At 45.8% G+C, this 13,910-nt stretch carries 14 protein-coding genes; 2 read left to right on the top strand and 12 right to left on the bottom strand.

Annotation, left to right across the window (positions count from 1 at the left end; genetic code table 11):
• Positions 1-25: 25 nt before the first annotated feature.
• The 3 genes from yidD to rpmH form a co-directional block, all read right to left on the bottom strand.
• Positions 26-280 carry a membrane protein insertion efficiency factor YidD gene (gene yidD, locus NF543_RS13275; RefSeq protein ID WP_257668626.1) on the bottom strand — a complete coding sequence of 85 codons (255 nt, stop codon included), beginning with the start codon at positions 278-280 and terminating at the stop codon, positions 26-28.
• 46 nt (positions 281-326) lie between these two features.
• A complete protein-coding gene (locus tag NF543_RS13280) occupies positions 327-728 on the bottom strand; it encodes a ribonuclease P protein component (protein WP_257668627.1) in 402 nt (133 codons plus the stop codon).
• A 64-nt stretch (positions 729-792) separates the two neighbouring features.
• The gene (rpmH, locus tag NF543_RS13285) at positions 793-951 is read right to left on the bottom strand and encodes a 50S ribosomal protein L34 (protein ID WP_257668628.1); all 159 of its coding nucleotides are present in this window, start codon (positions 949-951) and stop codon (positions 793-795) included.
• Positions 952-1,122: 171 nt separating this feature from the next.
• Here rpmH and NF543_RS13290 point away from each other — a divergent pair, with 171 nt between their 5' ends.
• On the top strand, positions 1,123-2,001 hold the full coding sequence (locus NF543_RS13290; RefSeq protein ID WP_257668629.1) for a ChaN family lipoprotein: 879 nt from the start codon (positions 1,123-1,125) through the stop codon (positions 1,999-2,001).
• Between the two features lie 28 nt (positions 2,002-2,029).
• Here the strand turns inward: NF543_RS13290 and mscL are convergent, their stop codons facing one another.
• Positions 2,030-2,437 (bottom strand): large-conductance mechanosensitive channel protein MscL, encoded by a 408-nt coding sequence (gene mscL, locus NF543_RS13295; protein ID WP_257668630.1) that lies wholly within the window; start codon positions 2,435-2,437, stop codon positions 2,030-2,032.
• A 303-nt stretch (positions 2,438-2,740) separates the two neighbouring features.
• On the opposite strand from mscL, the gene NF543_RS13300 reads away from it, so the two are divergent.
• Positions 2,741-3,382 (top strand): response regulator transcription factor, encoded by a 642-nt coding sequence (locus NF543_RS13300; RefSeq protein ID WP_257668631.1) that lies wholly within the window; start codon positions 2,741-2,743, stop codon positions 3,380-3,382.
• Positions 3,383-3,386: 4 nt separating this feature from the next.
• Here the strand turns inward: NF543_RS13300 and NF543_RS13305 are convergent, their stop codons facing one another.
• The 8 genes from NF543_RS13305 to ftsZ all read right to left on the bottom strand — a co-directional run bounded on the left by NF543_RS13305 (position 3,387) and on the right by ftsZ (position 13,850).
• Positions 3,387-4,526: a sugar phosphate isomerase/epimerase family protein gene (locus NF543_RS13305; RefSeq protein ID WP_257668632.1), complete on the bottom strand. Its 1,140-nt coding sequence runs from the start codon at positions 4,524-4,526 to the stop codon at positions 3,387-3,389.
• 68 nt (positions 4,527-4,594) lie between these two features.
• Complete coding sequence (locus NF543_RS13310) at positions 4,595-7,660, bottom strand: beta strand repeat-containing protein (RefSeq protein ID WP_257668633.1); 3,066 nt, start codon at positions 7,658-7,660, stop codon at positions 4,595-4,597.
• A gap of 19 nt (positions 7,661-7,679) precedes the next feature.
• Positions 7,680-8,117, bottom strand: a complete 438-nt coding sequence (locus NF543_RS13315; protein WP_257668634.1) for a hypothetical protein — start codon at positions 8,115-8,117, stop codon at positions 7,680-7,682.
• Between the two features lie 17 nt (positions 8,118-8,134).
• A complete protein-coding gene (gene porV / locus NF543_RS13320) occupies positions 8,135-9,301 on the bottom strand; it encodes a type IX secretion system outer membrane channel protein PorV (protein WP_257668635.1) in 1,167 nt (388 codons plus the stop codon).
• A gap of 17 nt (positions 9,302-9,318) precedes the next feature.
• On the bottom strand, positions 9,319-9,816 hold the full coding sequence (locus NF543_RS13325; RefSeq protein ID WP_257668636.1) for a T9SS type A sorting domain-containing protein: 498 nt from the start codon (positions 9,814-9,816) through the stop codon (positions 9,319-9,321).
• A 403-nt stretch (positions 9,817-10,219) separates the two neighbouring features.
• Entirely contained in the window at positions 10,220-10,405 is a 186-nt protein-coding gene (locus tag NF543_RS13330; protein ID WP_257668637.1) for a BF3379 family histone-like protein, read from the bottom strand.
• Positions 10,406-10,691: 286 nt separating this feature from the next.
• Entirely contained in the window at positions 10,692-11,936 is a 1,245-nt protein-coding gene (locus tag NF543_RS13335; protein ID WP_257668638.1) for an aminotransferase class I/II-fold pyridoxal phosphate-dependent enzyme, read from the bottom strand.
• 219 nt (positions 11,937-12,155) lie between these two features.
• Positions 12,156-13,850: a cell division protein FtsZ gene (gene ftsZ, locus NF543_RS13340; protein WP_257668639.1), complete on the bottom strand. Its 1,695-nt coding sequence runs from the start codon at positions 13,848-13,850 to the stop codon at positions 12,156-12,158.
• Positions 13,851-13,910 lie beyond the last annotated feature (60 nt).

Below are 13,910 nucleotides of genomic sequence, written 5' to 3' on the forward strand. Positions count from 1 at the left end.
GACCGGGAGGTGCGGTGATCTGCGATTAGGGTACCGGATCATGCCCATGCCCCCCCCAGGGATGACAGCGAGATATCCTCCTCAGGGCAAGCCATCCCCCTTTGAATGGTCCGTGCTTCCGTATGGCCTCTACCGCATATTGCGAACAGGTGGGCGTATAGCGGCATGAGGCTCCAAGCATGGGCGATAATAAAAGTTGGTACGCCCTAATGAATATCAGGAACATGCCAGCCACCCCGGCTTTAATTACTTTTTCCCAAAGGAATCTGAGCGCTTTCATTAGCATATAACCTGTCTTTATATGGCCTGATGGAACACTTCTGTCTTTATATGTTTAGGTGCAAACACAGGGTTTCATTCTGAAGTCTCATTAGCGCATCGGCCATCCGCGTATGCATGAATTGGTAGTCCAAAATTTCACGACCAACATATTGGATGGCAAACACCAAGCCATGGGTTTGTTTTTCGATAAAGGGATACAGCAACTCGGCCTTTTGAAGGCGGTACGCTTCACGCATACGGCGTTTCAATAGATTGCGGTGTACGGCAAGGGGGAAACGGCGCTTAGGTACCGACAGTAAAACCTGGACTTTGGGCCCTTGCGTTTCTACTGCCATCGCGGTAATCCGATAGGGATACACAAAAAAAGAAGAACCATGGTGGAAAAGGCCAGTAATCAACCTTTTGCTACACAATCGTTCTCCTTTGGGGAATGTATATTTTTCCATTATCGATGACCTATCCGAAACCGGTTGAAGGCTCCGGATGCAAGCAGTCACCGGTAATGTGAATCTACACTTTGTGGCGACCTTCGTCCGACACGGAGAGGCGTCTCCTACCTTTTGCTCTTCTGGCGGCCAACACCCGACGGCCATTAGCAGTGCTCATGCGTTCCCTGAAACCGTGCTTATTCCTTCTCTTGCGCTGTGATGGCTGAAATGTTCTCTTCATGACGCTTCGTATATGTTTTTGTTATAACTTCAAAATGAGAGCGCAAATGTACGGGTTAATTCCACAAATATCAAATTAATCACTCAATAAATTTTATTTTGGATAGCAGAAACCTTGTGGGTTTGCAGATGGAATTTTTATGGGAGGCAATTAAAGCCGTATATTCGTAGCATGATTAAATTGGTGCTTTGTTGCTTGGTAGGCATCCTGCCTTTGATCGCCTTCTCCAGTCCATTGGATAGCATATTATATCGCATATACGATGCCCGTGCACAACGGGAAATCACGCTAGCAGATTTAGCCGAGGCTTTGCATGATACCGACGTCATATTCTTCGGTGAGGAACATAATGATTCCATAGCCCACGTATTGCAATATGAATTGCTGAAGACGATGGATGAACGCTACCACGAAGTGGCTTTATCCATGGAGATGTTCGTCAGTGATGACCAATTGATATTGGATGAGTATCTTGCGGGGCTCATTACCGAGCGCAACCTCAATAAGGATGTTGTACTATGGAACAACTACAACGACTATCGCCCAATGGTGGAATATGCCAAGGAGCGTCAGCTGCGCGTATTGGCGGCAAATGCCCCGAGCCGATATACCAATAGGGTGACCCGCGAAGGACTTGAAAGTCTTGACTCACTAAGTGAAACTGCCAAAGCGCTGCTCGCCCCCCTACCCATTGACACCCTCACTGGCAACTATCACGATAAATTTGCCGGGCTGATGGGCGGGCATGAAGGAATGGGCAACCTGAAAATCTACCAAAGCCAAAGCCTTTGGGATGCAACCATGGCCTATCGTATCAGCTTATTGGCCAAGTGTAAGCCCGATGTGAAAATCATGCATCTCAATGGTCGGTTCCACAGCGATGAAAAATTGGGAACAGTTGCACAATTACGGCGATATGCTCCTGAACTTTCAATAATGAACATCTCTTGCTTTCCACATGAAGGTTTTATTCAGCCAAACTGGAGCGAATTCGTACACCTGGGTGATTATATCATACTTACCGATCCAACGATAGCTCGAACGTTTTGACAGCTACGCTTTTAACTTGGAACTATCGTTATTTCTCTTTCAACAAATCCCTGATTTCGGTCAATAAGGTCTCTTCTTTCGTGGGTGCAGGCGGTGCTGCAGGTACTTCCTCCTCTTTTCGTTTAAGCGAATTCATACCCTTGATCACTAAGAAAATAAAGAATGCAACGATGATAAACCCAATAACAATATTGATAAAATTGCCATAAGTGATCGCCACTTCAGCCACTTCGTTGGCTTCATCCCCAGGTTGAATCACATATTTCATTTCTGCGAAATCAATGCCCCCTGTCAGGTATCCAATCGGAGGCATGATTACATCATTCACCAACGATGTAACAATCTTGCCAAAGGCGGCACCGATAACTACACCGACAGCAAGGTCTACCACACTCCCCCGCATGGCAAACTCCTTAAATTCTTTGAAAAATCCCATGAGAATAAGGTTAAATTCGTTAAGTAATTATTTTCTCGTCCCTAAAATGGGAATTTTTCGCGTGTAAACAAATTTTTTAAAAAAAAGGTTAATATTCACTACTATCTCGTATCCATTTTTTTTTAGAAGGTTGGTGATTATCCTTTTCTTTTATATCTTTACTGCCAATCCATCAAATTTAACCTAAATGGTATTATACATAATAATTTACCCTATATTTGTGATAGTTGTGGATTGACATCACTTATGAATAACCAAGCATCACCAATGTTGTGGTGCATCTATGACAAACAATATTTGGACATGACAGAGATATTGATAGCAGATGATCACGGTATCGTAAGGCTGGGCACATCAATTGTAGTTAAGGAAGCATTGCCTTTGGCAAAGGTTACCCAGGCTGAGAATTTTGATGAAATGATAGCCTTATTATCGGAGCAACAATACGACCTCCTTCTTCTTGACATCAACATGCCAGGAGGAAACAATATCAAAATGGTTGAGAAAATTCTGATGAAGCAACCGACCATCAAAATTCTCGTGTTCTCATCGTATGACGAAAGCTTATACGCGCTACGTTACCTGCAGGCAGGGGCGGCCGGTTACCTCAACAAAAACACCTCCAAATCCGATTTGAAGGATGCGATCTTGGCCGTGATACAACGGGGCAAATACATGAGTCCGGAAGTAAGGGATATGTATTACAATACCCTCACTATGGGCAAATCAGTGATGAAAGCTGATAATCCGTTGAACAAACTTTCCAATAGGGAGGTGGATGTAGCTAAATATTTAGTGCAAGGCATGGGCATCATGGAGGTTTCCAAAGCGCTCAACCTTAGCACCTCAACGGTAAGCACGTATAAAACGCGTATTTTCGAGAAGCTCCAAGTAGATAATATTGCCGAACTAATTGAAAAGTTCCGCCTGCATTCGGGTGTTTAACCACTTATAACCTATCGACTGTCATTAATGGCACATCGCTTATCTTTGGTAGGGACAACGAACCCGCCTTATGGTAGGCATATCCGGTAGATCCGTCTAAATTCCACAACATGGGACATAAAAATCTGACCGTGGCTTGATAACCCTGTATCGTTGCCATCAAACTACCCGTATCCTTTGAGTTTTTTGCTTCGTTTTCTATTTCGTAAGGACCATCAAAGCCTTTCTCATTAAGGAGTTCTACAAAGGCACGCCAATCCATGTTATCAGATCCGCCAAAACCCGGCAGCATCGCCTCATAATGATGTCGGTCCCAATCATGAGCTGGGATATCCACCCCTGCTTTTGCCGCTAAGTTTTTATCCACAGCCTGCATCGGATACATCCCTCCCCAATCTATCCGTGCGCTTGTTTTGAGGTTGCGGGTGGTCTTTACATGGATGCGGTGAATACGGGAAATATCACTTTGTGCGATCACATCCACAGGATTTGTGTTTTGCCAGATATCATGTGAGGGATCATATATTTCGCCATGTGCCTCGCTTGGGATCATCGCATACATGAGTTTTCGAGCGGCGAGTACCGCAGGTAAATTGTTGTAGGTTGTGGTATACGAGGACGGTCTCCATCCTTCCATCGGGCAATTTTCATATAATATCGTGACACCTAGGTCCTCGGCATACTTGATGATGGGCGAAAATACACGTTTATACTCATCCAGGTTTTTCTGGAAACCTCCCTCCTCTGCCCCCAATTCATGGTTATACCCAACAAACGTACCCACCTTCACGTTGTTTGCATTTCCGCCCAACAGGTATGCGATACGGATGAGCTTTAGCAAATGATTTTGGTTTTTGATCCGCTCCGCTAAATCGCCCCCAATCATATTTTCGAAAGCACCCAATGACAGCTTCAGATCGGCTGCATTGAAATCTTCTAACATGCGCTTGGCAGCATCCAGGGTAAAGCTTTCATAATCCACGTGCGTTGCCGTATTGTCCTGTCGGGTACCATCTCGGCGGAAAACACATAAATCTATTCCCTGAGCACCTATTTGATTCACTGTGGCAACAAGCTCCCTTAACGATAATTTGTCGAAAGCAGAGCTCATCACCCATATCGGGTTGTTCCTTTTTTGATCCATCGCTTATATCATAGTTCATGCGATGATACGAAAAAAGATAGAGATATAAAAAACCCCAATCCGCTTACTTACTTGACATTCACCAGCACGTTTATTTTCCCTACATTATCTTGATCATATTCCTGCAAGGCCTTGCCTATCACTTGTCCAACCCTTACCTTATCCGGATCGGCCTTCATGGCCACACCAGACAAGGATGAAGTGACCAATAGGTCACCCCGCTTAATGGCACCTCCTTCAAGGCATACTTTCGTGGGGATCACACCCATTACGCCCATCGGTACCTTGTCCGATATGTCGGTATCAATGTGTTCTTCCGTAAGCAATACACCCGGTTTGGTGGCATACACTCCAGCAACCAATGTCGAATACGGCTCACTTGATTTTTCCACAGCCCGATCCCTGTCCGTGGCAATCACTAGAATATCTCCAGGTTCATAATATAAAAATGATCCTATGACATCAAATGCTTCTGCAAGGTCAGCTCCACCGACTTGGGTCCCTCCATTGAAAAAACCTCTTCCGGCAGCATTAATGCGAGCCACATTTACAAATGGGTTTCCACTCCTGAACACGGCGATGCTGCCATTGCTACGATTTTCTACCGTTAACACCGGATTTGCATTGGCGGCATTATAGTTCACAAACCGAGCCGCCCTGCCGTTGCTGAACGTAGGTGTCCAGGCATAAATGGCGTGTCCAGTGCCGTCTACCGTGGTTTCCACGCCATCGCCCACGTTGGCCGCATTGGCGGTAATGCCGTTGCCATTACCTTCGGCAATGGCAACCAATGCGTGACCATTGCCTGCAGGATTGGAAGCATAAAACAGACCTCCAAAGCCTCCCGTGCCAGAAGACACCCCATAGATGCCCGCGGTTCCGAAATTAGCAAACATGGAATTTACTTCTCCTTTTACAGCCGCAGAAGTACCGGTTGTCCTGTCCACCTTGAAGTTACCGGCGATACCATTCCCGACTGTGGTAGCTGTGATTACATCACTGGTATTGGCGGCGTTATAATTATTAAACCGGCCGGCCCTACCCGTGGAAAACACTGGTACCCAAGCGTAGAGCGCATTGCCATCGCCATCGATATTGGTTTCGACGCCATTACCATTTTTACCTGCATTGGCGGTGATGGCATTGCCGTTGCCGTCCGTGAGTGCGACAAGCGCCGCTCCATTGCCGCTCGCATTGGAAGCATGGAACAATCCCGCAAAACCGCCGGTGCCAGAAGATACACCAAAAAGACCCGCCGCTCCAAAGTTACCGAAGATGGTTTTTACCTCTCCTCTTACAGCAGCAGCCACGCTGTTTGTATTGTCCACCAAGAAGGAGGCTGCATTGCCCTGGGTGTTGTCTGGAATATTTCCATTGCTGTTGGTCTCCACTTCGAGTGTATTAGCATCAATATTGGTCATATTGGCGTTTTCAAACCTACCTGCCCGTCCAGTGCTATTATTATGCCCAACCTGTCCGAATACACCGATACCTGTTCCCGAAGTATTAGTGGTTATGAATCCCCGCACTCCCTGGCCACCGCCATCGTTACGCCCCACTACTGCGCCGGCAATATCGCTGATAGTTCGCCCCACTACTGCTTCCCCTCCTCCTGAATTGTCGCCCAGGATGCCCGCAGAACTTAGGCCGCTCGTTGTTCCGTGAATCGCAAATCCCGCTCCAGTGGAAGCGAAAACCCCTTGGCCTGTGCCAGATGTACTCACATTTATTACCGTGCCGTTTCCAATTGTGTTTGCATTAAGCACATTATTGTTATTAGCATTGTTGAAAATCCCAATGCTGGCAGGTATCCCATTGTTAGACGTGGCGGAAAGCCCTATGCCGTTATCGCTGTTGGCGAATACTCCCGTGCCCCCCGCAGACGCATTGCCATACACACCAATACCATCGGGTGAGAGGCCGTATACTCCCCAACCGGATCCATTTTGTGAACCCCACACACCAATACCCAAGCCGCCGGTGCCATTGTTTATACCCCTAACTCCGGCTGAAAACCCGCCTGGAGCGATGTTGCTGACTAGCCCCCTGATTGCAGAAACACTACTTGTGGTGGTATTATTAATGCCTTCAAGTGATGTACCATCGCCGTCATTTGTAATCGAAAACAGTGTGGCTGCGCTATTTTCCGTGGCAGCATAGGGCAGGGTGAGGGCACCGCCGTTGTCTGTGCCGGGCATCCAATTGGCGCCGTCAAATTTCAATACCTGTCCGGCTGCTGGCGCTATGGCAGATACCGGCGTGGTTTGTATACGGGCCACTGTAGGATCGGGGTAAGTGCCGCTAAGGTCACCTCCGGCAGCCCCATTAGGGGGCAAGGAAGTAGGAATTATTCCCGGGGCAAGTTTGGCCAGTGTAATGGAAGCATTGGCTATCTTGGTGGTGGTTACCACATTGTTGGCCAATGTAGGATTGGGGTAATTGCCTGTTAAATCACCACCGGCTGCTACTCCATCAATTGTGGCATCACTACCGGGAGGGCCAGCTGGCCCTTCAGCGCCCTGAGGCCCCATGGGACCTATCGGGCCTTGCTCACCTTGAAGACCCATGTCACCTGGATCGCCCTTGGCTCCTTGTGCCCCTGCCGGACCTTCAGGGCCTTGTGGGCCAACCGGACCTGTTGCCCCTGCCGGACCTTGTGGACCAGCTTCGCCTACATCGCCTTTGACCCCTAGTGGCCCTGCCGGGCCCTGTGGACCTTCATTACCGCCCGCAGCATACAAGGCAAAGGGTACACTCATCAATTCCGTTGTGCCCAAATCGGTATAGCTTCCATTATTGACTGCCAATTCGACCTTAGCGAATTGGTTGGCTTCTTCCCAGGGAATCTCGGCAAACGTACCCAACGATGCGTTTCCCTTGCCAATTTGCAAAGTAAACAGCCCCAACGCATTCGTGCTAACACTGTGCGCTTCGCGGTACTGCACAGTCCCAGCGGGCGAGCCACTGATAATCGATATCCGGACGTCGACAGGTTTGTTGGCTAAAACTGTTCCATCGAGGTTACGCGCAACGGCTTGGTAATTTATGCCTGTAAGTCCTGACTGCCCTTGAGCGACACCATATACTGATAATATGAGCAGGGCAATAAAATAATAAGGAAAACATCTTTTCATAACCTTGTATATTAAATGATTACTTTATTTTAGCGTTGGTTGTGGGAGATGTGGGCTTTGTTTGCTCACCTTGCATAGGCGGTAACTGAATGGGTGGATTGGATGGCGGCAGCGCTTTTTTTGCTTCATCCACGGCAATCTCAGATGGTAGTTTCCCCTCGGCTCCGGCTGGTGAATTCAACGGCTTTACTGCGCTACGCGCCCCCGAATTGCCGGGTGCTGCGGGCTTATAGTTTTGGAATATCAGTTCCTCGGATGATTTCGCCATTTTCTCTCGTGTTGCGTCGTCAGTACTACTCTTCTCGGCTTTCGTTTTCCCATAGTCTGGGAATAGCTGCTCTTTGATACTCTTGCTGGGATCCAGTTCTTTTTTTTGAGTCGATTGGGCACTTGCGTTCATCGTTAGGCCCGCTATCAGCACATTAATTGGCACGATATAAATTACTTTCCTTTTCATATAATTATGTTTTTTTATTAATCCTTGTCTAATATGTCGTTGGGATGGAAACTCATGGTGAATTTCAGTTCGTTGCGCACGGTGTACCGCCTGGCCATGGGTGCCAAGTATCCAATGTCTATTTGCAGTGACTTCACCCTAAATCCAATCCCAGCTGCAAAATGCTGGCGATTACCCTTGTCGGGATCTTCATAGAAATAACCCGAGCGGATAAAAAACTGCCTGTAATAACAAAATTCAAACCCTCCAGAGACCGTAAATTCCGATAATTCTTCACTGAATCCACCAGGTGCATCGAAAAGAGAGGTAAAAAGGGCGGAAGGCACACTTCTGTCTGGATTTCTTCCCTTTTCGATTTCAGTGGTTGTGTTACCATTTTCATCAACCCGATAGATGGGCCTCGATGGCACCGTCAGTTTATTGATATCTAATAACAATGTCAATCGGTTATCAGGATCATTGTTCAATGCATAACCGGCCCCAATTCTTAGGTTCATCGGCAAAAAGCTCTCCTTGGAATTGGTATAGTTGAGTTTTGTGCCGATATTACTCAGGTTTATACCCCAAGCAAAGCGTTTGCTGAACTGGCGGGAATTCATGTAACTCTTTTCTGAATATATGCCCAAATCCATTGCAAAAGCGTTTGCCCTATCCATATCAAGTCCATTGTAGGTGCCCGATCCCAAGTTACTATGAATGTAACGTGCTGTAAGGGCCATCGCAAAATGATCGCCCAACAAGCGGGAATAACTTGCGTCTATAGCAAATTCTCCGGCATTGTACCGTTGCGTCAGGTTACCGGTTTCATCCCTGAAGCTGATTTCCCCCATATCGAGATATTTGGCGGATACACCCAACACCTCACGCCAACTAAGTCTGTGGAATGCTGTGAGATAGCCTAGATGCTCATCCTTGACCAATTGACGCATCCAAGGTGTGTAGGATATGCTCAGGCCTTTTTCTCCGGCGAATGATAATTTGGCGGCATTGATGAATACCGAATTGGCATCGGCCATCAAACCGGTGCCTGCCTCTGCAACTCCCGTGCTTCGGGCATCGGGGCTCAAAAGCAGGAAGGACGCGCCTGTAGTGATGGTACGGAAGTTGGTTTGTGCGGTGACTATTGTTGCTGGAATACTAAAAATAACCAGCATCCAGGCGAGTTGTTGTATTTGTTTCATCATGACAAACCACTTATGGGTTATTGGATAATCAGTTTTTCGGTATACCTACGGTATCCTGCGTTTACAACAATATAATACAAACCGGAAGCATACATGCTAACTGGTATTGTATAGGTAATGCGTCCAGCTAACATATTTACAGTAGTGGAAAAAACAACTTGACCGGCATTATTGACAAGCTGGAAAACAACCCTGCCTCCTTGAAGCAGGTCAAATTCCAGGTTGGCGACGTTGGATGCTGGGTTGGGATAGACCATGAAGTCTGACACAAAGTGGTTGTCTTCATTTGGCGCGGACAAAACCACCTCTGGTTGTTGGAATCCCTGCGTCAGTAGCAAGTCTCCTGCCTGAAGGGTACTTACCATCGCTTCGCCAATGGTGTATTGGAAAATCGTATAGCCAACCGTCTCACTATATCCGGTACTGGCTACTACCTGCCGGACAAGTTCTTGTGCACGGACAACGATGATAGAACAATGAAAAATAATTAAGGTTAAGAATAATAGTCTTTTCATATATCTCTTATTTATTATCGGCCATTCGCCAGCTGATATATCAGTATCGTCTTTATTGTGCTTCTGGAACTAGGCACCCAAAAAATCAAAATGACAATTACGTTTTTCATATAAAACAACATATATGTGATATGGAATGGGTCGAACGGAAATAGGAAACAGCAAGTAAATAGTTTGTATTGTACCAAGGTACATATTCAAAACATCTTGAAATTGCACGAATGAGCGAATGGCTAAGTTGACTGTACGAATGGGCGAGTTAGTCGACCAAGTCCATTTTTCTAAATCCAAATGGACAACGGCGAGCAGGCATGTTTGTGAGCCTAAAACGGTTTTGGTTAAAATAAAAAAGCCCTGACGTATCAGGGCTTCATAAACGTTAAATATTTGTCAACGTTTATGCTTATTTCGCATTTTTTGCATCTTGTATTTCTAAGCGGATAGCCTGAGCCAGGTTTTTAACGTCTTGCAAGCCTTTTCTTACACGTGTACCAGCAGCGTTGTTACCCTTATTGAAGAATTTGTCAGCGTCTCCATCTAATCCTTCGATCAAGCTCTTAAGCTCATTAAATTTTGTGATACTTGCCATAATAAATACTCCTTTTTAGTTTAAATTTAATTAAGTTAATAATCTACAGTGCGTTAAAAGTAGAATCTTTTTTTGGAAAAAAAAACTTTAAAACACGCGAAACAGGCCATAAACGCACTTTTTTTTCCACATTTAACAAGATGTTCAAACAGATATCAGCTATACCAAAACCTTAATATACTGGAAATCAATTAGATAAAACGAAATAACCAAGAACAAACAAAAGGCCAAAAAAATGCATTTCCTATCATTTATTTGACCTTTTTTAGAATCAAAACCACCTTTTTTACTCCGATTGTAAAGAAACGGCTTGTTTGTAATACCCTGCTTTTAATTTCTCACTGATAGCCGTAAAGGCTTCCAGCGTATAATCTACGTCCTCTTTGGTGTGCGCCGCAGTTGGGATTAGCCGCAATTCAATCAAGCCTTTTGGGATGACTGGGTATACTACAATGGAACAAAATATGCCATGTGCTTCCCGCAAGTCACGAGTCAATGAAGTAGCTTCATTGAGATCGCCTTTAAGGAATACCGGTGTCACCATGGTGTTGGTCGCCCCAATATCAAATCCGCGTTCGCGCAATCCATTTTGCAGTGCTAGCGCGATAATCCATAATTGTTCCCTTAGTTCGGGACTGTTTTTTAATAGTTCAAAACGCTTTTTCAGACCTAATACCATAGGCATGGGTAAGGATTTGGCAAAAGTCTGCGAGCGCATGTTGTATCGCAGGTAGGTAATCACTTCCTTGGTAGCGGCAACGAATGCTCCTATTCCCGCCATAGATTTGGCGAATGTGCCAAAATAGATATCGATATCTTCCATGCAGCCCTGAGCTTCATGTGTACCCGCCCCAGTCGCGCCCATTGTACCGAAACCATGCGCATCATCGACCAACATCCTGAATCCATATTGTTTTTTCAAGGCGGCGATTTCCCTAAGTTGGCCCTGAATACCTGACATACCAAACACCCCTTCGGTAATCAGCAAAACAGCGCCTCCATTAAGACGTGCGAGTTTAGTGGCCCTTACCAATTGCCTTTCGCAACTTTCAATGTCGTTATGTTGATAAACAAACCGTTTACCCATATGTAACCTCACCCCATCTACAATACATGCATGTGATTCTGCATCATAAACAATCACATCATTGCGGTCTACCAACGCATCGATGATGGACACCATTCCTTGGTAACCGTAATTGAGCAAAAAAGCATCTTCCTTGCCTACAAAAATACCCAAATCCTGTTCCAATTCTTCATGGTATACTGTGTTTCCGGACATCATCCTAGCTCCCATGGGATATGCCATACCATATTCTGCAGCAGCTTGGGCATCTACTGCTCTTACTTCAGGGTGGTTAGCCAAGCCCAAATAATTGTTGAGACTCCAGACTAAGTGTTCTCTTCCATTGAATAGCATCCGAGGTGCAATTTCTCCTTCCAGCTTAGGAAAGGAGAAATAGCCATGCGACCACTCATAGTGCTTACCTATTGGCCCAAGGTTTTTCGCGATTTTATCAAATAAGTCCAATATCGTCCTTCAAATATTAAATTGTACAAAAATCGTTGCAAAGATAAACTTTAAATCAAAACGTACCAACATGCGCTAATCATTACCAGGATGGTAAACAGATGTTGTTTGCAATACTTACATAAAGGAATCCCATAAAACAAAAAACTGTTTGGTTCGGAATCTCGGTGAATCCTCACCAAACAGTTGTGGATTGTTGGATAGGTATGCGGAGATGCGCTAATCTACATTGTCATGTAGAAATGAATTGTTTGGTTTAATCTCGGTAATTCCTTCCTCTGTAGAAAGTGTAAATCTCGACACCTGCGATTCCGATGAGTGCGGCACATCATCTAACGCCATCTGTTTGCGCCTAAATGCGGGCTCAGTCTCCAGTTCCTGAAGGCCATTTGCCGATTTTAATTTCATGCTCAGCTCCTTAAGTCGGAGGATGCGTTCCTTGGTTTTCAACAGTTGTTCTTCCACATATTCAGGCGTTTTGTGCCCATCTATGCTGTGGGTCGCTTCGACAGCAGGTTCTGGGTCATTTTCTCGTCCTGCGTCATACTCAGCGTGTGTCTGCTCAGCTTCTTGTATCTTATCATTGGAAGCGGCTGGCACCTCAAAATGGAAGGCCGAAGGTGTAGTTTTTACCTCATATCCATCATCGGCCTGTTCTTCACCAGACTGCTCACCTTGCGGGGCCAATGTATGACGGATAATGCCGTCCTTGTCAGGCGTATTATTCCTCAATTGGGGTTTTGATGACGCTGTACTGAACAAATCCGCTTGTTGCACAGTAGGGGGTTCTGGAATCCCATCAGGAATGGGTTTGGCAACCGGTTCAATGTCTGTACTTCCAGTTTCCTTTTGCACAAATTGATTGATCGGTTTTACATAAGGAGTCTTGGGTTCGTCTGGTGTAAGCGGAATCTCAATCCGCTCATTTTCCCTCTCCTTAATACGTTCTTCCGAAGTTTGGAAACCGGTGGCAATAATGGTCACCGACAATTCGTTCTCTAAGGATTCATCAATACAATTGCCCCATATTAAATCTGCCGACAGCCCTGCTTTATCTTGGATATAATCCGTGATAATGGTTACCTCATCCATGGTTACTTCTTGCTTGCCGGAAGTGATATTAAGCAAAATATATCGGGCACCTTCTATTTCATTGTCTTTGAGCAAGGGTGAAGCAAGGGCACCTTCCACCGCACGCAATGCGCGTTCTTCGCCTTCAGCAACGTCATTCCCCATGATGGCCACACCGCTATCGTTCATGACGGTACGTACATCCTTAAAATCCACGTTGACATATCCAGGTATGGTGATGATTTCGGCGATACCTTTTGCTGCGGTAGTTAGGATATCATCTGCTTTGGCAAATGCAGCCGTCATGGTGAGGTTTCCGAAAATATCACGTAGCCTATCATTGGAAATTACCAAGTAAGAGTCTACATACTTCTTCAGTTCAGCTAACCCATCCTCTGCCTGCATGCGCCTTCTTTTGCCTTCAAAGGCAAACGGGGTGGTGATGATTGCTACGGTAAGGATGCCCAATTCCCTAGCGGCCTTGGCCAATACTGGGCTCGCTCCCGTTCCGGTACCGCCTCCCATCCCTGCTGTGATAAACAACATCTTGGTATTGGATCCCAACATGCGTTTAATGTCTTCGATACTCTCAATCGCTGAATTTTCGCCAACATCCGGATCTGCACCAGCGCCCATTCCTTCGGTGAGGCTTGCACCCAACTGCACTTTATTAGGTATTGGACTCAGTTCGAGTGCCTGTGCATCTGTGTTGCAAACGATGAAATCAACACCGCTAATCCCTTGCTTATACATGTGGTTGACAGCATTTCCGCCACCACCTCCAACGCCAATTACCTTGATAATTGCCGATTGTTCCTTTAACATTTCAAACTTAAATGACATATCTCAACCGTATTTTACTCCTAAAGAGTGTGATACAAAATCCATTTTGTCCCGATATTC

It is taken from the genome of Parapedobacter tibetensis, from assembly GCF_024704835.1.
Taxonomy (GTDB): domain Bacteria; phylum Bacteroidota; class Bacteroidia; order Sphingobacteriales; family Sphingobacteriaceae; genus Parapedobacter; species Parapedobacter tibetensis.